Annotated in this window: 22 protein-coding genes; 21 read left to right on the top strand and 1 reads right to left on the bottom strand. The window is 37.3% G+C overall.

The annotated features are described in order from the left end of the window. Nucleotides 1-2 precede the first annotated feature (2 nt). From ACE1MS_RS18750 to ACE1MS_RS18740, 3 genes are all read left to right on the top strand, one after another. Nucleotides 3-530, top strand: coding sequence for a FixH family protein (locus ACE1MS_RS18750; RefSeq protein ID WP_012292201.1), 528 nt, complete (start codon nt 3-5; stop codon nt 528-530). Nucleotides 531-651: 121 nt separating this feature from the next. After that, nucleotides 652-1,224 (top strand): TetR/AcrR family transcriptional regulator, encoded by a 573-nt coding sequence (locus ACE1MS_RS18745; protein ID WP_012292202.1) that lies wholly within the window; start codon nt 652-654, stop codon nt 1,222-1,224. Nucleotides 1,225-1,353: 129 nt separating this feature from the next. After that, the gene (locus ACE1MS_RS18740; RefSeq protein ID WP_031417816.1) at nt 1,354-3,543 is read left to right on the top strand and encodes a YhgE/Pip domain-containing protein; all 2,190 of its coding nucleotides are present in this window, start codon (nt 1,354-1,356) and stop codon (nt 3,541-3,543) included. A 198-nt stretch (nt 3,544-3,741) separates the two neighbouring features. On the opposite strand, the gene yhfH is transcribed toward ACE1MS_RS18740, so the two are convergent. Then, nucleotides 3,742-3,867, bottom strand: coding sequence for a protein YhfH (gene yhfH, locus ACE1MS_RS18735; protein ID WP_012292204.1), 126 nt, complete (start codon nt 3,865-3,867; stop codon nt 3,742-3,744). A 144-nt stretch (nt 3,868-4,011) separates the two neighbouring features. Here yhfH and ACE1MS_RS18730 point away from each other — a divergent pair, with 144 nt between their 5' ends. The 18 genes from ACE1MS_RS18730 to hisD all read left to right on the top strand — a co-directional run bounded on the left by ACE1MS_RS18730 (nt 4,012) and on the right by hisD (nt 21,797). Continuing rightward, nucleotides 4,012-5,004, top strand: a complete 993-nt coding sequence (locus ACE1MS_RS18730; RefSeq protein WP_036164281.1) for a lipoate--protein ligase — start codon at nt 4,012-4,014, stop codon at nt 5,002-5,004. 100 nt (nt 5,005-5,104) lie between these two features. Further along, nucleotides 5,105-5,809 (top strand): response regulator transcription factor, encoded by a 705-nt coding sequence (locus ACE1MS_RS18725; protein WP_012292206.1) that lies wholly within the window; start codon nt 5,105-5,107, stop codon nt 5,807-5,809. Beyond that, a complete protein-coding gene (locus tag ACE1MS_RS18720; RefSeq protein WP_031417815.1) occupies nt 5,809-6,792 on the top strand; it encodes a sensor histidine kinase in 984 nt (327 codons plus the stop codon). The genes ACE1MS_RS18725 and ACE1MS_RS18720 overlap by 1 nt, the downstream gene beginning before the upstream one ends. A gap of 11 nt (nt 6,793-6,803) precedes the next feature. After that, nucleotides 6,804-7,229 carry a hypothetical protein gene (locus ACE1MS_RS18715; RefSeq protein ID WP_012292209.1) on the top strand — a complete coding sequence of 142 codons (426 nt, stop codon included), beginning with the start codon at nt 6,804-6,806 and terminating at the stop codon, nt 7,227-7,229. Between the two features lie 12 nt (nt 7,230-7,241). After that, nucleotides 7,242-8,018, top strand: a complete 777-nt coding sequence (locus tag ACE1MS_RS18710; protein ID WP_012292210.1) for an ABC transporter ATP-binding protein — start codon at nt 7,242-7,244, stop codon at nt 8,016-8,018. Then, on the top strand, nt 7,990-9,924 hold the full coding sequence (locus ACE1MS_RS18705; protein WP_036160509.1) for an FtsX-like permease family protein: 1,935 nt from the start codon (nt 7,990-7,992) through the stop codon (nt 9,922-9,924). Before ACE1MS_RS18710 ends, ACE1MS_RS18705 begins: the two co-directional genes overlap by 29 nt. Before the next feature lie 142 nt (nt 9,925-10,066). Continuing rightward, nucleotides 10,067-11,614 carry a fatty acid--CoA ligase family protein gene (locus tag ACE1MS_RS18700; protein ID WP_031417812.1) on the top strand — a complete coding sequence of 516 codons (1,548 nt, stop codon included), beginning with the start codon at nt 10,067-10,069 and terminating at the stop codon, nt 11,612-11,614. Between the two features lie 255 nt (nt 11,615-11,869). Continuing rightward, nucleotides 11,870-12,514: a VTT domain-containing protein gene (locus tag ACE1MS_RS18695; protein WP_031417811.1), complete on the top strand. Its 645-nt coding sequence runs from the start codon at nt 11,870-11,872 to the stop codon at nt 12,512-12,514. A gap of 171 nt (nt 12,515-12,685) precedes the next feature. Then, nucleotides 12,686-13,915 (top strand): EAL and HDOD domain-containing protein, encoded by a 1,230-nt coding sequence (locus tag ACE1MS_RS18690; protein WP_031417810.1) that lies wholly within the window; start codon nt 12,686-12,688, stop codon nt 13,913-13,915. Nucleotides 13,916-14,089: 174 nt separating this feature from the next. Then, nucleotides 14,090-14,932 carry a YitT family protein gene (locus ACE1MS_RS18685; protein ID WP_031417809.1) on the top strand — a complete coding sequence of 281 codons (843 nt, stop codon included), beginning with the start codon at nt 14,090-14,092 and terminating at the stop codon, nt 14,930-14,932. Nucleotides 14,933-14,984: 52 nt separating this feature from the next. Further along, complete coding sequence (gene cccB / locus ACE1MS_RS18680) at nt 14,985-15,302, top strand: cytochrome c551 (RefSeq protein WP_031417808.1); 318 nt, start codon at nt 14,985-14,987, stop codon at nt 15,300-15,302. 122 nt (nt 15,303-15,424) lie between these two features. Continuing rightward, a complete protein-coding gene (gene hprK / locus ACE1MS_RS18675; RefSeq protein WP_031417807.1) occupies nt 15,425-16,360 on the top strand; it encodes an HPr(Ser) kinase/phosphatase in 936 nt (311 codons plus the stop codon). 45 nt (nt 16,361-16,405) lie between these two features. Next, a complete protein-coding gene (lgt, locus tag ACE1MS_RS18670) occupies nt 16,406-17,227 on the top strand; it encodes a prolipoprotein diacylglyceryl transferase (RefSeq protein WP_012292219.1) in 822 nt (273 codons plus the stop codon). Between the two features lie 13 nt (nt 17,228-17,240). Beyond that, nucleotides 17,241-17,882: a pyrophosphatase PpaX gene (ppaX, locus tag ACE1MS_RS18665; RefSeq protein WP_447402556.1), complete on the top strand. Its 642-nt coding sequence runs from the start codon at nt 17,241-17,243 to the stop codon at nt 17,880-17,882. A gap of 5 nt (nt 17,883-17,887) precedes the next feature. Further along, nucleotides 17,888-18,430: an acyltransferase gene (locus ACE1MS_RS18660; RefSeq protein WP_012292221.1), complete on the top strand. Its 543-nt coding sequence runs from the start codon at nt 17,888-17,890 to the stop codon at nt 18,428-18,430. Nucleotides 18,431-18,680: 250 nt separating this feature from the next. Further along, nucleotides 18,681-19,853 carry an ATP phosphoribosyltransferase regulatory subunit gene (locus tag ACE1MS_RS18655; protein ID WP_447402555.1) on the top strand — a complete coding sequence of 391 codons (1,173 nt, stop codon included), beginning with the start codon at nt 18,681-18,683 and terminating at the stop codon, nt 19,851-19,853. Next, nucleotides 19,846-20,490 carry an ATP phosphoribosyltransferase gene (hisG, locus tag ACE1MS_RS18650; RefSeq protein WP_012292223.1) on the top strand — a complete coding sequence of 215 codons (645 nt, stop codon included), beginning with the start codon at nt 19,846-19,848 and terminating at the stop codon, nt 20,488-20,490. The genes ACE1MS_RS18655 and hisG overlap by 8 nt, the downstream gene beginning before the upstream one ends. Nucleotides 20,491-20,522: 32 nt before the next feature. Further along, nucleotides 20,523-21,797: a histidinol dehydrogenase gene (hisD, locus tag ACE1MS_RS18645; protein WP_447402554.1), complete on the top strand. Its 1,275-nt coding sequence runs from the start codon at nt 20,523-20,525 to the stop codon at nt 21,795-21,797. Nucleotides 21,798-21,801: the final 4 nt, after the last annotated feature.

Below are 21,801 nucleotides of genomic sequence, written 5' to 3'. Positions count from 1 at the left end.
AAATGAAAAAATGGTTATTTGCACTAATTGCGGTTCCTGCCTTGTTGGTAGGCTGTGGAGAAAACAAGGAGGAGACTTTACCAGAGCCAGAAGTACCACAAATACCAGAAGTTGAAATTTTAACACCCAAAGAAGTAGCACTTCATGAAACAATTGAGCTTGCAGCCCATGTTGAGCAGGGTGGTAAAAATGTCGATGACGCAGTAGTAGAGTTTGAAGTGTGGGAATCAGGGAAACGTGATGAAGGTCAAATGGTTGATGGGAAATTAGAGAAAGATGGCGTATATAAAGCGACAACTACATTTGATCATGATGGGGTCTATTATATGTATGCCCATACAACAGCAAATGGTGTTCATAATATGCCGAAGCAACAAATTATTGCGGGAAGCCCTGATATGACACAAGTTTTACCTGAAGATGAAAAGAGCAATAACAGTATGGATAATAATATGATGAACCATGGTAATGGCACATCTGACGATACTGATCAGAACGAAGAAAAAAAAGATGAAAAAAATCATCATTAAAGACTTGCAATTTTTTTAAAATAGGAATATGATAATGACCAGATGACCGAAATGGTTTTCTGGTCATTTTTATGAATGTGTACTTTAGATGTACATAACCTAACAAGAAAGGGTGTTACTAATGGATCGTAGGCAGGAAATTCTTGAAGCAGCTGCAAAATCTTTTACATTGTTTGGCTACAAAGCGACAACAATGGAGCAAGTGGCAAAGATAGCTAATGTTGGTAAAGGTACGATTTATACATTCTTTGCAAATAAAGAGATTTTATTTCAGGAAATCGCTATGTCACTTGTTCGAGAGATGAAGGGTGAAGCAGATGCAGTGTTGGATGCATCAGCAAGCTTTATGGATAATGCACATAATGCTTTAATGAAAATGCTACAGTTCCGTGAAAAACATCTTTTATTTGCGAAGTTGATAGAGGAAGAAAAAGAACTACGTACACCAGCTGTTAAACAGGTGCTCCTACGCATCGAGACAGAAATTTTATCGTATGTTGCAGAATTAATTCAGCGACGTATTAATAAAGGTGAAATTAGAGATTGTGATGCAGAGCTGGTTAGTTACTTACTGTTAAAAGCCTATCTTGCATTTGTTGTCGATTGGCATGAGTTACACGGTGATGCGATCCCTGAAGAGAAGATTCTTAATCTTTTCAAGGAGACAATCTTTCGAGGTTTAATTCTAACTTGATTCGATTTCGTTACTCCATAAAGTGTCGAATCAAGTGTTATTTTGCAAAGGTTGAAGGGTTTATATTTTTTTGAATGAAAATGACCAAATGACGTTTTCGGTCAAATAGTTTAGGAGTGAGGATATTATATGATTAAAGCTGAGTGGCTGAAGATCTTTAAAACAAGAAAAATGCTTGTCTCAATCATTGCTGTATTATTTATTCCAGTAATGTATGCAGGTATGTTTTTATGGGCGTTTTGGGATCCTTATGCAGGACTTCCTAATCTTCCAGTAGCTGTTGTTAATGAAGATACTGGTGCTGAGATGGATGACGTTAAATTAGACTTAGGGGACACCTTAGTTGATAAGTTAATAGATAGTGAGCAGTTTAACTTTATAGAGGTCTCAAAGGAAGAAGCAGAAAAAGGCTTAAATAGCCGTGATTATTATATGATTCTAGAAATCCCAACAAATTTCTCTGAACATGCTACAACATTATTAGATGACAAACCATCAAAATTGGTTATGAACTACATTCCAAACGAAGGACTTAACTTCCTTGGTGCACAAATTGGTGAGACTGCAATGGATCGTGTCCGTGCAGAAGTAAATTCACAAGTTTCAGCAACATACGCAGAAAAATTATTTGATTCTATTGCAACACTTGGAGATGGCTTTACAGAGGCAGCTGATGGCTCTAATAAGCTTGATGAAGGTGCACAAAAGGTTGCAAATGGTGCAAAAGATTTAAAAGGTTATCTTGAACAACTAGCATCAAGTACAGTTGAACTGTCTAATGGTACAGATAAACTTACAAAAGGTGCTGGAGATGCTGCAAAAGGTGCGAATGATTTATCTAGTGGTTTAGTTAAACTTCAAGATGGAACTGTACAATTACAACAAGGTGCACAGCAGGCAGCTAATGGTGCAACTAGCCTTGAACAAGGAATATCACAATATACACAAGGTGTTGCAAAAGTTGGGGCTGGTTTAAACACTTTAAACGATAAACAGCAACAAATTAGTGCAGGGGCAGCATCTATTGCAGAAAATGCAGGTGCATTAAATGGTGCAGCTAACCAATTAACTGCTGGTTCTGCAAAGGTGGAAGCAGGCATTACAGCCTTATCCAACCAGTTACAAACAATGATGACTTCAATGCCAGAGGAACAAGCAGCGGCATTAAAGCAAACATTAGCGGAGCTACAAGCAGGAAGTGCTAGTGTGCATAACGGTTTAACGACATTATCTGCAGGTACAGAAAAATTACAAGCTGGTGCTAATCAAGTAAGCTCAGGTGCAGGTCAAATAGCAGCAGGGCAAGCAGAGGTGCTAGCGGGTGCAAATGCTCTAACAGCAAAAAGTAATGCTTTAGTAGAAGGTGCTAAAGGTCTACAAGCAGGTAATGCAACATTAGCTGCAAAATTAGGTGAGCTAAATGCGGGTGTAACTACAGCTGTAACAGGTTCTAAAACATTGGCATCTGGTTTAAATGAATTAGCAAATGGTACAACGACATTAAATCAAGGTACATCTACGCTTGCTTCAAAATCAGGTGAACTAGCACAAGGTTCAGCAACACTTGCAGATGGTTCTACTGAGCTTGCTGACGGTACATCTACATTATCAGGTAAATTAGGTGAGGCTAGCGAAAAAGCGAATGAAGTAAAAGCTAATCAAGACACTTATGATATGGTAGGTAGTCCAGTTGAAGTTGAAAAAGAGTCAGTCAACCATGTTCCTAACTATGGTACAGGTTTTGCACCATACTTTATCTCTCTAGGTTTATTCGTAGGTGCATTATTAATTTCAATTGTATTCCCACTTGTTGAACCAGCTATCCGTCCAAAAAATGGAGCATCTTGGTTCACAAGTAAAGTGACTGTTTTAGCAGTCGTAGGTTTAGTACAAACGGTACTAACAGTAGTTATTGTTAAATGGGGTCTAGGACTTGAAGTCAATAACATGGGCTACTTTATCGTAACAGCATTATTAACAAGCTATGTATTTTTAGCTTTAATCCAAATGCTTGTTTCTATCTTTGGTGATCCAGGTCGTTTCATGGCCATTGTGGTATTAATTTTACAATTAACAACAAGTGCAGGTACTTTCCCACTTGAATTAATTCCATCACCATTACAAGTATTTAACAAACTATTACCGATGACTTATACGGTTCAAGCATTTAAATCAAGTATTTCTACTGGGGATACATCATTCTTAATGCAAAACTATGGAGTTTTAGCCGGCTTCTTAGTAGCATTCTTAGCTATCACATTCGGTTATTTCATGCTGTTGCATAACAAACGTTACTCAAAAATAGCTGAAGAAAATTAAAGTATTTGAAGCACTCACCATCTAAGGTGGGTGCTTTCTTGTGTAATTACCACAAAAAAACAACAGCTGATATGAGCGTATCAGCTGTTGTTTTGTAAGTGTAAGAGATTTAATTAAAGGTTCATCAAAATATGATGAAGAGTGTCATGATTGCTACGTGTGGGGCACGTAAATGACAATTACAGAATAGGCAAATGCTTACAGGTGGTTACATTTTTCACAAGTGTTGCTGTAGCATTCACTTTGTTCTTCAATTTTTTCACCGCACTCTGTACATTGCTTAGCAGGTAAATTCTTGAAAAATTCAACTACGTTTTCTAACATTGTGGACTCCTCCTTTAAGTTCATCTGTACTATTACTGTTTTGATATTTCCTAGTGTATTATAACAGATGCTTTTCGTCAACACAAAATGCCTAATTTACGTTAAAATAAATATGGATATTTTGTGAAGGAGGAAACGTAAACTATGATTTTCGTTGATAATAAAGGGATCCATGATCCGCGTGTTAACCTTGCTATTGAGGAGTATTTGCTTAAAACGATGGATGTGGAAAAGGAGCCAGTGCTACTTTTTTATATTAACCAGCCATCCATCATTATTGGTAAAAATCAAAATACCATTGAAGAGATTAATACGGATTACGTAGAGGATAATGGCATTATTGTTGTCCGTCGTTTGTCAGGTGGTGGAGCAGTATACCATGATTTAGGAAATCTTAATTTCAGTTTTATTACAAACGATGATGGCGATAGCTTTATGAATTATAAAAAATTCACGCAGCCCGTAGTAGATGCTTTGGCAAAAATGGGGGTCAATGCAGAGCTTTCAGGACGTAATGATATTCTTGCAGAGGGGCGTAAAGTTTCTGGAAATGCTCAATTTTCGACACGAGGCCGTATGTTCAGTCATGGTACGTTGATGTTTAATACGGAAATAGACGCTGTTGTGTCCGCCTTAAAAGTCAAAAAGGATAAAATTGAATCTAAAGGAATTAAATCTATTCGTTCCCGAGTAGCAAACATTTCGGAGTTTTTAAAAGAGAAGATGACAATAGAAGAATTCCGTCTTGAAATTTTAAAATCTATTTTCGGTGGAGAAACAAACATTCGTTATTATGAACTGACGGATGAAGATTGGGTAAACATTCATAAGCTTTCTGCAGAACGTTATCAAACATGGGAATGGAATTATGGTAAATCACCACGCTTTAATATTCAAAAGACGCACCGTTTCCCAACAGGTGGCATTGATATTCGCCTTGAAGTTAATCATGGTGTCATCGAAGAGGCACATATTTTTGGAGATTTCTTTGGTGTAGGTGATATGACTGATATAGAACAACGTTTAGTTGGGACAAACCACGATAGAACAGCTATTGCTAATGCATTAGTGGATATTGATATTCCTACATATTTTGGTGGAATTTCAACTGAGGACTTTTTACAATTAATTTATTAAGAAAAATTCGATTTCGTGTAATGATTTAGCCTAAAGGTTCGCTGACAATTATGTCGTCGAACCTTTTTTTGATACAATATAGTTAGAAAGGAGTGTTGATATGGAAAAGCATCGAATATTCATAGTTGAAGATGATGTAAAGATTGCATCATTACTAGCGGAAACGCTTAGAAAATATCAATACGAAGTTGAAACGATTCAAGAGTTTGATCATCTTATAGAAGAATTCACAGCATTTAATCCACATATGGTGCTGCTCGATATAAATTTACCTTCATATGACGGCTACTATTGGTGCCGTCAATTACGTCAACATACAACGTGTCCGATTATTTTTATTTCTGCCCGCTCAGGTGAAATGGACCAAATTTTTGCACTTGAAAATGGGGGCGATGATTTTATTACAAAGCCCTTTAATTATGAAATTGTCTTGGCTAAAATTCGTAGTCATTTGCGTCGTACATATGGTGAGTATGCTACAAGGCAAGAGGAGCGGACAATTAAGCAAGGGCAGCTAATTCTTCATTTAGAGAGGATGGAGCTGCATAAAAATGAATTAGAAATTCCTCTACAGAAAAAAGAGTGTATTATTTTGGAACTGCTTATGGGGAATGCCCCGAAAGTAGTAACACGTGAGCAACTTTTAGAGGAACTCTGGGATGATCAGGCATTTGTCGATGAAAATACATTGAATGTTAATATGACTCGTGTCCGTAAAAAATTAGCGGATTATCATATTTCATCAACCATTGAAACTGTGCGTGGAGCAGGTTACCGATTCATATTGAGTGCGGGTGAGCTATAGTGGGCTGGAAATTATTTTTACGAGATTACGCATCATTTATTGTCTTTCAGCTCTTATTAGTTGGCTTCATCATGGTCTTATATGGACTAGACGGGTTTAGGAATATCGATACAGCTATATATTCCTTCTGTATTAGTCTTGTGCTGCTATGTTCATTTTTACTAGTTCGCTATTTAATGCGACAACGTTATTTGTTGAAAATATCTCAGCTTCCAACAGCTATGGAGGATGTGCTACAAAAAAACGCCAAAACGCCAGAAGCAATGCAAGCAGAGAAATATATGCATGAGTTGTATCGACTTTATCAACATGAGCTGCATTCATTATACGCAAGTCAAAAGCGTCATGATCAATTTATGAATCAGTGGGTGCATCAGATGAAAACACCCATTTCTGTCATTGAGTTACTTTTACAGGATGACCGTCCTCTTGATAAGAAAAATGTGCAGGAGGAAATTGACCGTTTACGTAGAGGCTTAGACATGGTGCTTGTAAATGCACGTTTAGAAAACTTTGAAGATGATATGCAAGTAGAACAGGTTGCATTAAAGACAATAGTGACTGCAACTGTTAATGAGAATAAACGTTTATTTATTACGAAAAGAGTATTCCCTGAAATTCATATTGAAGATGATCTTATCGTGGCGAGTGATTCAAAATGGCTTCGCTTTATTCTCGGTCAGTTTGTAACCAATGCTGTGAAATACACTTTTGAAGCCAATAAAAAAATAGTCATTTCTGCCATTAAAAAGGACGATTATGTGCAGCTAGCCATTTGCGACGAGGGAATTGGTATTCCAGCTTCCGACCTTTCACGTGTTACGAAGGCGTTTTTCACTGGTGAAAATGGGCGAAAAACAGGGGAATCTACTGGGATGGGCCTTTATTTAGCCAAGGAAATTTGCGAAAAGCTTGGACATGATTTGGCTATTTCATCAGAGGTAGGAAAAGGGACGATTGTTACAGTGACATTTACAAATTAGGGGGAGCTAGGATGACAGAAGTAAGCATTGAAGGCTGGTTATTAAATATAAATAAGGAAAAAACAAAAGCACTGTATATGACCCATTTGCAAGAGGGTGATCAAGTATCTTATCAAAATTTCGTCATGGCAAATGAAGTGCTAAATGAAGAACTACTGCATTTTTCAAATATCCTTGGGTTAAACTTACAACAACCAACATTATTACAGGCGTTTCCTGTCGATGGTCAACAGATTATGTATAGTGGACATTACACTGTATATGGTGAAATTCTAGAGGGAGAAATGGATGCCTGGGATGTCATTATAGGAGAGCATTGTTTTAGTTTGGTAGCGGAAGAGTCCGTTTTAGGATTAACAGAGCCCCATTTTCAAATCGGCTTTGAGGTTGTATTACAGTGGCTTTTACCGCAATCATTAGAATTAATGAAGAAATAAGGTGAATTTAGCATGCCTATATTACAAATTAAAGATGTGACAAAAGTTTATGAAGGCAAGGTCACACATCGTGCATTAAATCAATTGAGCTTTGAGGTGGAAGAAGGCGAATTTTTAGCAGTTATGGGCCCTTCCGGGAGTGGCAAAACAACATTATTGAATATTATTTCTACTATTGATGAACCAACGAGTGGTGAAATAATTTTAGATGGCATGAATCCACATACGCTTAATGCAACGGAGCTAGCCTATTTTAGAAGAAGGCAGCTTGGCTTTGTCTTTCAGGACTTCAATCTCCTGCATATGCTAACAGTTGAGGAGAATATTGTGTTGCCGTTAACATTGGACCAGCAACCATTAGAGGTCATGGAGGAACGTTTGGCTAATATTGTCGAAAAGTTAGATTTGACACCCTTCTTGCACAAGCGCCCAAATGAAATTTCAGGTGGACAAGCACAGAGAACAGCCATTGGTCGAGCACTTATTCATAATCCGAGTCTCATTTTAGCAGATGAACCAACAGGTAATTTAGATTCCAATTCTTCACGGGATGTACTTGAACTTTTAACGAAAGTAAATAAGGATAAACGCACGACGATTGTGATGGTAACACATGATCCAATCGCAGCAAGTTACTGTGATCGAGTGCTCTTTATAAAGGATGGCGAATTTTTCAATGAAATTTATCGAGATGACCGTCGTCAAATGTTTTTTCAACGTATATTAAATGTTTTGAGCTTACTAGGAGGAGGGCAAGTAGGTGACCTTTCGACAATTCGCTTACCGTAATGTCGTACGGAACAGCCGGATATATGGTGCCTTTTTCATGGCGAGCTTTTTTTCTGTGGCTGTATTTTTTATCTATTCCATGCTAATGTTTCATCCCGATATTGAACGTGGGATATTAGGAGAAGTGTCCCTTATTGGCATGGTGGGTGCTGAAATTGTACTCGTACTTTTTACTTTGTTCTTTTTATATTACTCTATGAGTGCTTTTTTAGAGGCTAGATCACATGAATTTGCGATTTTATTGCATCTAGGAATGGAAAAGCGTCAGATGAATAAACTTGTCTTTCTTGAGACAATGATTATTGGAGCGGGCTCCATCATTGTGGGAATTGTTTTTGGTTTTTCATTTTCAAAATTCTTTTTCATGATTGTGCGGGAGATTTTGCATTTGGATGAATTACCATTGTATGTTTCGTGGCAGCCATTTCTACTGACAATAGGTGTTTTCACAAGTGCTTTTGTGGTGATTTCTTTTATTAGTGTATATTTTACACGAGAGAGGAAATTACGTGATCTTATTAAAGGTAGCGATTATTTAAATAGTTTAACAACCTATTCCAAAATTCGGGCTGTTTATGGTATTGCTTTAATTTTAGGGACTTATATTCTAGCGTTTGTTGTGGGGCATACTTCTTTGATTGGGCTAACGCTATTAATACCATTTTCAGCAACATTTGGTACTTATTATTTTTTCAGTGACTCTGTGCCGTGTTTTTTAGACTTAGCACGTGGCAAACGTAAATTTCATTGGCAACGTTATCGTCTGCTCTCACTTGCTGAGCAAACTCATATTATGATGGATAATGTGAAGATGTTTTTTGTCGTTACTATGGTGTCCACCCTCGCATTTTTATCTGTAGGTGTATTAGCAACAATGTCTTCCTACACAACCCAATACGATCGTTTAAATCCATTGGGGCTAGTTTATAAGGGCGACATTGATAATCCTTATGAGCGGGAGCATATTAATTCATTGCGCCTGCAGTTAGAAGAGAAGGGTTTATCCTATCAGCTGTCCCGCTTTGTTGTGATTAAGCAAACATCTTCTTTTACGCAAAATGAAGTAGAGGTTTTTCGTGAGTCTGATATGAATGTCTTGCTATCTTCCTATAGTTATCCACTACTAGATCTTGGCTCTGGTGAAGCGGTATTTATTCCTTATTCAGAGGATTCTCTAAAAAAATTAAAAAATAGAGTTGTGCATACAGTGCTTGAAGAGAATTCAATACCTATTACGATTGATAGTGTCTATCCAAAGATTGTGTTTCCTGGTTCAATTGTAAGCGTTAATTCGATCGTTATTAGCGATGAAGATTTTGCAAAGCTTATTCATCCTATTTCTGAGAAAAACCTTATTCAACCAAGCTATCATTTATTTACATTTGTTATTCCACAATGGATGGAAACAAAAGAAGTCGGTAAGGACATAGATTATTTAGAATCCAATTTATATTTTCTTAAAAAGGATAAATTTAGTCCTTTTTACTTTGAAAATGCTGGTTTAAATTATTCTTATATATTAGCTACCTACTCATTATTTACATTAGTGGGTGTTTTAGTAGCTACCGTTTTCTTACTGGCCGCAGGTAGCTTTATTTATTTTAAATTGCATACGTCATTAGAAAGAGAAAAGCGTAAATTCGATGTGTTAAAGCGCATGGGTTTAACGGATATAGAGTTAAAGAAGCTTGTTAACCGTCATTTATTTCCTCAGTTTTTCTTACCGTGGGGCGTTGCTATGATGCACAGTGCCTTTGCTTTTCTAATGGTTCAGGGCATACTAAAAGATATCGCGAATATTTCTATTGTAAAAGAAGTATTCTTTGCTTTTGGCTTTTTTGTATTAATACAAGTAGTGTATTTTTATTTAATTCGTTGGCGGTACATTTCTCATATTCGTTCGTGATGTAATGGTTTAAAAGAGAAAAAAATGAATTAATTAACGTAATTTATGACATGAAATAAAAAGACTCATTGTTTTTTAGATATATTTCTTATATAATATTACTGAATAACGATTCATTTTATACGATAAGGGGATGGTGTAATTGAATTTAGTTTCACGTGTTCGCCAACAGGCAACAGAACAGCCGGATAAAGTTGCGTATCATTTTATGGGGAAAGATACGACATACGGAGAGTTCGAGCAAACAGTTGGTCGTTTTGCAAAGGGGTTACAAGATTTAGGTATTGAAAAAGGGGATCATGTGGCGTTTTTACTCGGCAATACACCACATTATTTAATTGCATTGTATGCAACCATGCGTATAGGGGCAACGGCAATCCCTGTTAACCCAATCTATACACCAGATGAAATTTCCTACATTTTGCATAATGGTGATGTAAAAGCGGTCATTGCGCTAGATCTTTTACTGCCATTGGTAGAAAAAGGTGTACAAGCATTTCCACAAGTAAAAGCATTTGTAGTATGTGAAACAACGGCAGATATAGCGGAAAAAGTGGCAGCTTTATCACTAAAAGCGCAAGAAAAAACACATTTATTTACACAAATCGTCACGAATACTTCTCAATCTTTACAGCCTGTTGAAGTGGCAGATGATGACAATGCTATTATTTTATATACTTCGGGCACTACCGGCACTCCAAAAGGGGCTATGCTCACGCATGAGAATGTGTATTCAAATGCTCGAGATGTTGCCCATTATTTAGACATTCAAGAAAAAGACCGTGTCATTGCCACATTGCCTGTATTTCATGTCTTTGCTTTAACAGTTGTCGTAAACGCACCATTATTAAGTGGAGCAACAGTGCTACTAGCACCTAAATTTAGTCCTACAGAAATTTTTGCTTTAGCACGAGAGCAAAAAGCAACAGTCTTTGCTGGGGTACCAACTATGTATAATTTCTTATACCAATTACCTGAAGGCAACCCGGAAGATTTCTCGACAATTCGTTTGGCTATTTCAGGAGGAGCTTCTTTACCTGTTGCACTATTACATAATTTCGAGCAGAAATTTAATGTGCGTGTATCAGAAGGATACGGCTTATCAGAGGCTTCACCTGTTACATGCTTTAATCCTCTGGATCGTGACCGTAAAGCTGGGTCTATCGGGACATCGATTAGCAATGTGGAAAATAGAGTGGTCGATGTGAACGGTCAGGAAGTACCTGTTGGCGAGGTTGGGGAGTTAATCGTACGCGGACCTAACGTGATGAAGGGGTATTATAAAATGCCAGAGGAAACAGCTATGGCGATACGTGATGGTTGGCTCTATACAGGAGATTTAGCGAAAGTGGATGACGAAGGCTATTTTTACATTGTCGATCGTAAAAAGGATATGATCATTGTAGGAGGGTTTAATGTCTATCCTAGAGAGGTCGAGGAAGTATTGTTTGCCCATAATAATATTGTAGAGGCAGCAGTAGTAGGATTCCCTGATCCTAATTTAGGAGAGGCAGTTCATGCATATGTTGTTTTAAAAGAGGTTGCCGCCACTACGACAGAAGATCTTCTATCATATTGTGGTAAGCATATGGTGAAATATAAGGTACCAAAGGTAATTGAAATTATGGATGAATTACCTAAAAATACGACTGGAAAAATACTTCGCCGCTCCTTAAAAGAAAAAGTTTAAAACGAAAAAAGCTACTATTAAAAAATGGTAGCTCTTTTTTTGTGTACATTATTCGTATAATAGTAAAATGAGTTGAGAGTAGTTATCTGTAAGTGATAAAATCAAACTTGTGAAATCTTCTACATACTTTTCAATAGCTTGTCATATAGTGAGGAAGTAATGTAAAAAGATGTACAAAACTGGAACCCTTTGATGTAAGGCTACGTCAAAGCTTTTAGGTAAAAATACTATTGAAAGAGAGCATACAAAAACATGATAGAACTCATTAAAGAGTTAATAAGCTTTATTGTGCATATAGATGTGCATTTAGAAGAAATCATTCGTGATTTTGGCAATTGGAGTTATCTTATTTTATTTGCCATTGTTTTTGTAGAAACAGGCGTCGTTATTTTCCCATTCTTACCGGGCGATTCATTGCTTTTCGCTAGTGGTACATTGGCTGCTGCAATGGGAGCCTTTGATATGTGGATATTAATACCAGTATTTTTAGCAGCGGCCATTTTAGGTGATACAATGAATTACCATATTGGTCATAAAGTTGGGACGTCGATTCCTCCAAAGAGTCTTCTCGGAAGAGTTGTTAAAAAAGAACGTATGGAAGCAGCTGAAAAATTCTTCAATACACATGGTGGAAAAACAATTGTTATAGCTCGTTTTATGCCATTTATTCGTACATTTATCCCATTCGTAGCGGGAGCAAGTAAAATGAATTATAGCTACTTCTTACTTTATAATATTTTAGGTGCTATTTTATGGGTATTCAGCTGTACATTACTAGGTTATTTCTTCGGTAATATCCCTATTATTAAAGATAACTTCTCAGTTGTGCTTATATTGATTATTTTTATCTCTGTCGTTCCTGCGGTAATAGGTGCGATAAAAGCCAAGGTTGGCAAATAGTTTGGACAGTCCTAACGTGATACAACATCACTGGGACTGTCTTTTTTTAGGTAGAAAAAAGATATAGAAAATCTTCAATGGTGATGATAAATTATATTGAAGTATAAGCATCAGGTCGTAAAAAATGTTATACTATTAATAACTAGAATGTGGAGAAATGGGGGCAACGAAATGGAAGTATTTATTGGCAGGCAACCTATTTTTAATCTTCACGAACAGGTCGTTGCGTATGAATTGTTATATCGTGGAAAAAACGTTAATGCCTTTCCAATGGTTGATTCAGATGCAGCAACTATTGATGTACTGGTGAACTCATTTCTTTCAATTGGTTTTGAAGAAGTAACGAAGGGTAAGCCGGGTTTTGTTAACTTTACTGATAACTTATTAATGAGCTCCATTCATGAATTTTTAAATCCTTCACAAGTTGTCATTGAAATTTTAGAGGATGTTCCACTGACATCTCAATTAGTGAAACGTGTGGTGGAGCTAAAAAATTATGGATTTCAAATTGCATTAGATGATTTTATTATGGATGAACAGGTTGACATCTATGATGAATTATTTGAACAAGTTGATTTTATAAAGGTTGATTTTCTAGCAACATCGATGGTCAAAAGAATGGAAATTGAAAATAAAGTTAAGGGAAATTACCCACATATTCAATTGCTTGCAGAAAAAGTAGAGACTCGTCATCAATTTGAAGTGGCTAAATCTTCTGGGTACGTATTATTTCAAGGCTATTTCTTTGAACAGCCTCAAATCATAAAAGCAACAGATATCCCTGCTAATACGATACAATATATTCATATTATCTCGTTGTTAAAAGAAGAAGAACCAAATATTCAATTATTAGCAGAAAATATCGAACGAGATATTTCTTTGACGTATAAATTATTACAAATGATTAATAATTCTTCTAAGCGTTCAAAATCTAAAGTACGCTCTATAAAACAAGCGATTGTGTTATTAGGAATATCCAATTTACGTAAATGGATTTATCTATTAGCGATGCGAGAAATTGATATTGATGCGGACTCAGACCTTTTTAAAGAAGTAATGTGTATGTCCTTGTTTCGAGCAAAAGTTTGTGAGAAGTTAGCCAAGCTATCCTATAAAAAGAATTTTTCGGAATATTTTCTAGTAGGTATGTTCTCACTTATTGATACATTACTGCAAAGACCCATGAGTGTCATATTGCATCAGCTACCATTTTCAGAGGATATTACCAATACAATCTTAGGGCATGAAACAGATATGACGCCATTTCTAGAATTCAGTATCGCTCTAGGAAAATTAGATTGGGCACGATTAGAGGAACTAAGTGCTCAATTAAATATCCAGCTCAACGATATGGATCATCTATATTATGAGGCAATGGAATGGGCAGAAAAATCATTTTAAATAAATACCTATTACTCCTACAATAAGCTATCTTACGTCCGTTTTAAGATAGCTTATTTTTTATCCTCCACAATAGCTAATCCCTTCATCAAGATGAAGTTCTCAATGTGTAAAGTATTTGCTATAATCATTTCGTCTTTAAAAAATTCTGATAGTTGAAGTGGGCGTGGGGAAATGAAACATGATGTTAGGGAAAACATTGTGGACTATGTGTATGTTATTGTAGGAGCGGCAGTGATTGCTATTGGTTTTAATGTCTTTTTATTACCAAATCAGGTTGCTTCCGGAGGGGTAAGTGGAATTAGTACAATTTTGCATGGGTTATTTGGCTGGAATCCAGGTATTGTGCAATATGCCTTTAATATTCCACTATTTATTGCTGGTGTTTTATTACTCGGCAAAAAATTTGGCATAAAATCATTTATTGGGACGATTACTTTACCGTTTATTGTCTTGCTAACAAATAGTTGGGAGCCTTGGACGGATAATCCTTTGCTTGGAGCTCTTTTTGGGGGAATTGTAGTTGGTTTAGGAATAGGACTAGTCTTTAAAGGGAATGCTTCTACTGGTGGCACTGATTTACTAGCGCAAATCATTACGAAGTATACAGGATTAACGCTTGGTACAAGTGTACTGTTAATAGATGGAATCATAGCGATTAGTGCAGCAGTTGTTTTTGATTTAGAGAAAGGTTTGTATGCCCTGATTGGACTTTATGTAACAACCAAAACGATTGATATTATTCAGCTAGGTTTTAGCCAATCAAAAATGGTCTATATTATTACGTTGAAACAAGATGAAGTACGTGAAGCCATTTATGCTGAAATTAATCGGGGTGTCACTAAGTTACAAGCATTTGGGGGCTATACAGGAGAAGCGCGACCAGTTCTTATGGTTGTTGTTTATCAGACAGAATTCACAAAGCTGAAACAACTCATTAAAAGCGTTGACCCATCAGCGTTTGTCATTGTTTCGGATGCCTATGAGGTATTAGGAGAAGGTTTCAAACGTGCATAATTTTGGTATAATGGCGGCGTAAGGTAATTATCGATTATGAGGAGGGGTACTAATGAAAAAGGCAATGTTAACATTAGTGTTCGGTTCAGCAATTTTCTTAGCAGCTTGTGGAGGCGGAAATAAAGAGGCAACTAACAATGAAGGTGCCACTGCTCCAGATGGAGAAGCTATCGCAATGAAATCATGTGTTACATGTCATGGTGGCGAGCTACAAGGTGCCAATGGACCAGCATTAAACGATGTAGGTTCTCGTTTATCGGAATCGGAAATTTTAGATATTATTAATAATGGTAAAGGTGGCATGCCTGGAGGAATTGTAAAAGGCGCAGATGCTGAAGCAGTTGCTAAATGGTTAGCTACTAAAAAATAATAATTCAAAAACTAGCGGACTGGAGAGCCGCTAGTTTTTTTCATTAAGAGTAAATACATTTCTTTTATACATAGACATGCTAAAATAAGGAGAACTTTATCCATTGATTGGAGGCTTTTTCATTGGTTGTAGTATTAACGAGAGATGTTATGGAGAAATTTAAGTTAGAGTTATTAGCAGGCGAGGAAGGAATCGGCAGAACGATTGTGACAAGTGACATTTCAAGGCCAGGACTTGAAATGGCCGGGTATTTTACGCATTATCCAGCCAATCGGGTACAATTGCTTGGCAAAACGGAGTTATCCTTTTTTGAAATGTTACCAACAGATGTTAAGCTTGAACGGATGCGCTTACTTTGTTCCCAAGATACACCTGCAATTATAATTTCTCGGGATTTAGAAGTACCTGAGGAGCTGATTCAAGCTTCCAACGAAAAGCATGTTCCTGTTTTTAAAACACATATGACAACAACCAAATTTTCAAGTAGATTGACCAACTATTTAGAGGGCCGATTAGCACCAATGACAGCTGCACATGGTGTACTTGTGGATGTGTATGGCATCGGCATACTAATTATTGGTAAAAGTGGCGTGGGTAAAAGTGAAACAGCACTTGAGCTTGTCAAAAAAGGTCACCGTTTAGTAGCTGACGATTGTGTCGAGATTAGACAAGAATCAGAAAATTTATTAATTGGTAGTCCACCTCCTCTTTTAGAGCATCTATTGGAAATACGAGGCATCGGCATTATTGATATTATGACACTATTTGGTGCAAGTGCAGTCCGCCCATATAAACGTATTACACTCATTATTGAGCTAGAAATTTGGGACCCACAAAAAGTATATGATCGATTAGGCTTAGAAGAAGAAAAGATGAAGATCATTGATACAGAATTGACGAAATTAACAATTCCGGTAAGACCAGGACGAAATGTATCTGTAATTATCGAAGTAGCAGCGATGAATTATCGATTAAAGAAAATGGGTGTAAATGCGGCAGAAGAATTTTCAAGACGTTTAGATGAAGTTATTTCGTCGAACGATGTATTAGATGATTAAAAGTTTACCGATCTTTGGTAACAGATAATTGGAGAGGAGCAAAAGATGGATTTATTACTTTTACAAATTAACCCGATTGCCTTTCATTTGGGGCCAATTCCAGTTCGTTGGTATGGATTGCTCATCGTATCGGGTATTATTTTAGCGTATGTGGTAGGCCAACGAGAGGCCGTAAAGCGAGGATTGCCTGAAGATTTTCTTGCAGACTTATTATTGTGGGCTGTTCCGATATCCATCATTTGTGCGCGCATTTATTATGTGTCAATGAGATGGGATTACTATAGTGAAAATCCAGGTAAAATCATTGAGATATGGAATGGTGGTATTGCCATACACGGTGCGTTAATTGGAGCATTTGTGACGGCTTACATATTTACTCGTATTAAAAATGTAAGCTTCTTACGAGTAGCAGATATTGCAGCACCTAGTATTTTAATTGGACAAATTATAGGTCGCTGGGGTAACTTTATGAACCAAGAGGCTTATGGTGGGCCTGTTTCAAAGGAATTTTTAGAAAATTTAATGTTACCAGATTGGATTATCAATCAAATGTATATTGAAGAATTAGGTACTTATGTACATCCTACATTTTTATATGAATCCGTCTGGAATCTAATAGGGCTGATTATTTTACTGATATTACGAAAAGTAAATTTAAATCGTGGGGAAATTTTCTTCAGTTATTTAATTTGGTATTCCATTGGTCGTTTCTACATTGAAGGAATGCGTACAGATAGTCTTTACCTAGTCGGTGATTTACGCTCAGCTCAAATTGTATCTATTATAGGTATTGTAGTAGGTCTTGGAGCCATTATTTATCGTAGAATAAAGGTTAAACCAGCCATGAAATACTTAGATAATAAATAAGGAGATGTAACATATGGCTGTAAAGGCACTACTATTTGATTTTGATGGAACTTTACTGAATACAAATGAATTAATCATTCAAACATTTATGCATGTTTTAAATGAGAGATTTCCCGGGCAATTTTCGCCAAAAGATTGCTTGAAATTCATTGGTCCCTCACTTAAGCAGACATTTAATGACATTGCACCAGGTGAAGAGGAAGCTTTGATAGCCAAATATCGAGCTTGGAATATAGAGCATCATGATGAACTTGTTAGTCAATACCCAGACGTTGTCTCAACATTAGAGCAATTAAAAGCACAAGGGATTCGTTTGGCGATTGTTTCGACAAAATGGAATGATACGATTGATCGTGGGCTATCTATTCTTGGGGCTACACACCTATTTGATGTGCGTATTGGAACAGATGATGTGCATAATGTGAAGCCAGATCCAGAACCAGTTTTACTTGCATTGGAACGTTTAGGGATCAACAAAGATGATGCAATTATGATTGGAGATAACTCGCATGATATTGAAGCAGGACATCGTGCAGGAGTCAGAGCAGCTGGTGTCGCTTGGGCAATTAAAGGCGAGGCATACTTACAGCAGTTCCAACCAGAGTATATATTGCATCATATGACGGATTTATTGGATATTGTGAAAGAGGGGTAAGTTAGATGGCGCGTAAAACAGAACGTTACCGTGTCGAAGGAGCAAATTCACTGTGGAAAATCTACGACACGGTGTCCTTTTGGAAGGTGATGAAGTGTTTCATTGTCATTCAAATTGGACGCTTCACACCATTTTTACGTGTGAAAAACTGGCTTTATCGAACATTTTTAAAAATGACCATAGGTGAAAAAACTTCACTAGCGTTAATGGTTATGCCAGATACTATGTATCCTGAGCGTATTTTTATTGGGGATAATACAGTAATTGGCTTTAATACGACCATCTTAGCCCATGAATATTTAATAGAGGAATATCGTTTAGGGGATGTCCGTATTGGCCATGAAGTAATGATTGGTGCGAATTCTACAATTTTACCAGGTGTGACAATTGGAGATGGTGCCATTGTTTCTGCCGCAACTCTTGTACATAAGGATGTGCCGGCTGGCTGTCTAGCAGGAGGAAATCCGATGCAAATTATTTATACAGCAGAACAAATGGCAGAGCGTAAGCGTCATGAAGTTGTGCAATGGTGTACACCTAAAAAATAATCAAATTCATACATCTAAAAAGCTAAAGCTACTCCCAAAATTGGGAGTAGCTTTTATTTGTTGGTATTTACTCGTCAAATCTTTTAATTTTAGATTTTCAGGTAGTTGCAACCTTCTTCATAAAGTAATTTAAAGATTTAGATAATTAGAGGGAATACGTTGACTGTTTAACAGAAATAAGTTAAAATTCTTTCATAATCTAATTCTCTAATACTCTAGTGAATTAAAGTGAATGTGAGGAAGTGTTCATATGTCGTCAATAAAAATGTTTGAAAAGCCACTTGGAATGCGTGATACCTTTCCACAAATCTTTGAAAAAGTTGAAGCGGTAAGACAAACAGGTAGAGATTTTTTAACTAAAAGGGGATATGAGTTTATTAAAACACCTGCTGTTGAATATTTTGATACAGTTGGAAAAGCTTCTGCGATCGCTGATACCCATTTATTTAAACTTGTAGATAGTCAGGGAAATACATTAGTGCTCCGACCAGATATGACAACCCCAATTGCTCGGGTGGCCACCTCGAAATTATTGAAAGAAATGATTCCTCAACGTTTAGCTTACTTCGCAAGTGTTTTTCGTGCACAAGAAGCAGAAGGGGGGAGACCAGCAGAATTCGATCAAATGGGTATTGAATTAATAGGGGACCAATCTGTATTTGCTGATGCAGAAGTGATTGTGACAGCAATGGAGCTTTTAAAGCACTTAAAACTAGAAGCGTTTAAAGTAACGATTGGACATGCAGGCATACTAAACTGCATTTTACAAGATTACACAGAGAGTATTGAACAGCAAACTACCCTTAGAACATTACTTGTCCACCGAAATTATGTTGGATTTGAAGAAGCGGTAGATTCATTTAATTTACCTAAAGCTAAAGCAGATGCCCTCCTCCAGTTTATTGAAGAAGCAATGGATGTGAAGGATATCCGCGATATTGAAAAATATGTTCGTAAAAATGATGCATTAGTATATATGCAACAGCTTGCTCAATTATTGGAAATGGCCGACTTAGCTGCTTATGTTACGTTTGATTTTACACTCTCAAGTCATATGAGTTACTACACAGGTATGCTTTTTGAAGTATTTGCCTTAGGTAGTGGTTTTCCATTAGGAAATGGTGGCCGTTACGATGGATTGTTAGAGGTGTTTGGATCAAAGGCTGGTGCGACGGGATTTAGCATTCGTGTCGATCGTTTATTGGAAACATTACATGGGCAATCAGAGAAGCAACAAGAAGCAACTGTTGTGCTTTTTGATGAAGAACAATTTGAGGCAGCTTTAATAAAGGTAAACACATTGCGGGCAGCAGGGAAATTAGCTACTTTACAGTTGCGTAGTAGCCTAGTCGATGAAGAAGCCTTTTTAGCTCACTTTACGGAAGTAGTTGTAGTTGGACAGGAGGAAATTGGTAGTGAATGAATTAACAATTGCAATGCCAAAGGGGCGAATCTTTGAAGAGGCCTATCAGATGTTATTGAAGGCAGGTTTTCATTTACCAGAAGAGGTCGAAATGTCGCGTAAATTAATGATTGAAATACCAGAAGAGAAAATTCGCTTTATTTTATCTAAACCAATGGATGTGCCTGTCTACGTTGAGCATGGCGTAGCGGATATCGGTATTGCTGGCAAGGATGTTTTGTTAGAGCAACAGAGAGAGGTACATGAATTACTGGATTTGAATATTAGTAATTGCTATATCGCGTCAGCTGGTTTACCAAATACAGATATGAATGAAATTGCTCCTAGAATTGCGACGAAATATCCGAATATTGCGATGAAATACTATAAAGGCATCGGGGAGCAAGTCGAAATCATTGAGCTTAATGGATCTATTGAATTAGCACCTATGATTGGTTTAGCTGACCGAATTGTCGATATTGTTTCTACAGGACGTACATTAAAAGAGAACGGCTTAGTTGAATATGAATTTATTTCGACTGTGTCGTCTCGGTTAATTGCTAATCCGGTTAGCTATCGTATGAAGGGTGAGCGCATCATTGACCTTGTTAGGCGATTAAAGAAATGTGTGAATGAACAAAAAAGTAATCATATCTAGCTACATATGAGTAACTGAAGGGGTTTAATTCAATGAAAATAACTAAACTAGCAAAGGGTATTTCCTTAAAAAGACCACTTGAAGGTGGAAATGAGGAACAGTTAAAAGTTGTAAGACAGGTGTTAACAGATGTGAGGACACAGGGAGACGTAGCGTTACGTACCTATACAGAACGTTGGGACGGGTATATGCCTACAAGCCTGCGTGTCACGAAGGAGGAAATACAAGAAGCTGTAAATGCTCTTGACCAACAACTCTATCAGGATTTGGTGGAAGCAGCTCAAAATATTCGACTTTATCATGAACAACAGTCACGACAGGGTTATCGCTTAGAGCTAGGTGACGGTTCTTGGCTAGGTCAACGAGTAACAGCTCTAGATGCAGTAGGATTATATGTTCCTGGCGGTACAGCTGCCTATCCCTCATCGGTGCTAATGAATGTGATTCCAGCACAGGTAGCAGGTGTGAAGCGTATTGTGATTGCTTCTCCAGCAGGCCTTGATGGAAAAATGCCAGCAGGTGTCCTAGTGGCGGCTCAGCTTTTAGGAATCGAAGAAATTTATAAAATAGGTGGGGCACAAGCAATTGCTGCTCTTGCATATGGCACAGAGACCATCGCACCAGTCGATAAAATTACAGGCCCAGGAAATATTTTTGTAGCCCTTGCTAAACGGGAGGTATTTGGGGAAGTTGCTATTGATATGATTGCGGGACCTAGCGAAATTGCAGTACTAGCTGATGACACTGCATTTCCAGACGAAATTGCTGCAGATCTGTTATCTCAAGCAGAACATGACCGATTAGCTTGTGCTGTTCTCGTCACGACCTCAGAGGAATTGGCCAAAAAGGTAGCTGAAGAAGTTGAAAAGCAATTGGAGATTTTACCACGTCAAGAAGTAGCGCGTGCTTCAATCGAAAATTTTGGGGTCATTTATATAGCTGAAACGGTATCAGATGCAGTGGAAGCGATTAATTCATTAGCACCGGAGCATTTAGAAATTATGACAAATAATGCTGAGGCGATCGCTGAACAAATAAGGCATGCAGGTGGTATTTTTATTGGTCGTTATAGTTCAGAGCCTGTTGGTGATTATTTTGCGGGGACCAATCATGTGTTACCAACTAATAGCACAGCACGTTTTGCTAGTGGCTTAAACGTAGATGATTTTGTGAAAAAATCAAGTGTTGTTTATTACAGTGAAAAAACTTGGCAAGAGCATGCACCAAAAATTGCACGTCTCGCACGTATGGAGGGTTTAGAGGGCCATGCACGTGCAGTGGAATCTCGCGGATGGAAGAAGGAATAGTACA

Source organism: Lysinibacillus sp. fkY74-1 (assembly GCF_053165895.1).
Note: the sequence above shows the minus strand (reverse complement) of the source record. Positions and strands in the feature narration are given on the sequence as shown.

Coding starts and splice junctions, on each gene's coding strand:
- ACE1MS_RS18655 (WP_447402555.1), top strand. CDS start 18,681: ATGTCGTCAATAAAAATGTTTGAAAAGCCACTTGGAATGCGTGATACC.
- ACE1MS_RS18745 (WP_012292202.1), top strand. CDS start 652: ATGGATCGTAGGCAGGAAATTCTTGAAGCAGCTGCAAAATCTTTTACA.
- lgt (WP_012292219.1), top strand. CDS start 16,406: ATGGATTTATTACTTTTACAAATTAACCCGATTGCCTTTCATTTGGGG.
- ACE1MS_RS18660 (WP_012292221.1), top strand. CDS start 17,888: ATGGCGCGTAAAACAGAACGTTACCGTGTCGAAGGAGCAAATTCACTG.
- ACE1MS_RS18730 (WP_036164281.1), top strand. CDS start 4,012: ATGATTTTCGTTGATAATAAAGGGATCCATGATCCGCGTGTTAACCTT.
- ACE1MS_RS18685 (WP_031417809.1), top strand. CDS start 14,090: ATGAAACATGATGTTAGGGAAAACATTGTGGACTATGTGTATGTTATT.
- ACE1MS_RS18740 (WP_031417816.1), top strand. CDS start 1,354: ATGATTAAAGCTGAGTGGCTGAAGATCTTTAAAACAAGAAAAATGCTT.
- yhfH (WP_012292204.1), bottom strand. CDS start 3,867: ATGTTAGAAAACGTAGTTGAATTTTTCAAGAATTTACCTGCTAAGCAA.
- ACE1MS_RS18710 (WP_012292210.1), top strand. CDS start 7,242: ATGCCTATATTACAAATTAAAGATGTGACAAAAGTTTATGAAGGCAAG.
- ACE1MS_RS18725 (WP_012292206.1), top strand. CDS start 5,105: ATGGAAAAGCATCGAATATTCATAGTTGAAGATGATGTAAAGATTGCA.
- ACE1MS_RS18715 (WP_012292209.1), top strand. CDS start 6,804: ATGACAGAAGTAAGCATTGAAGGCTGGTTATTAAATATAAATAAGGAA.
- ppaX (WP_447402556.1), top strand. CDS start 17,241: ATGGCTGTAAAGGCACTACTATTTGATTTTGATGGAACTTTACTGAAT.
- ACE1MS_RS18690 (WP_031417810.1), top strand. CDS start 12,686: ATGGAAGTATTTATTGGCAGGCAACCTATTTTTAATCTTCACGAACAG.
- cccB (WP_031417808.1), top strand. CDS start 14,985: ATGAAAAAGGCAATGTTAACATTAGTGTTCGGTTCAGCAATTTTCTTA.
- hisD (WP_447402554.1), top strand. CDS start 20,523: ATGAAAATAACTAAACTAGCAAAGGGTATTTCCTTAAAAAGACCACTT.
- ACE1MS_RS18750 (WP_012292201.1), top strand. CDS start 3: ATGAAAAAATGGTTATTTGCACTAATTGCGGTTCCTGCCTTGTTGGTA.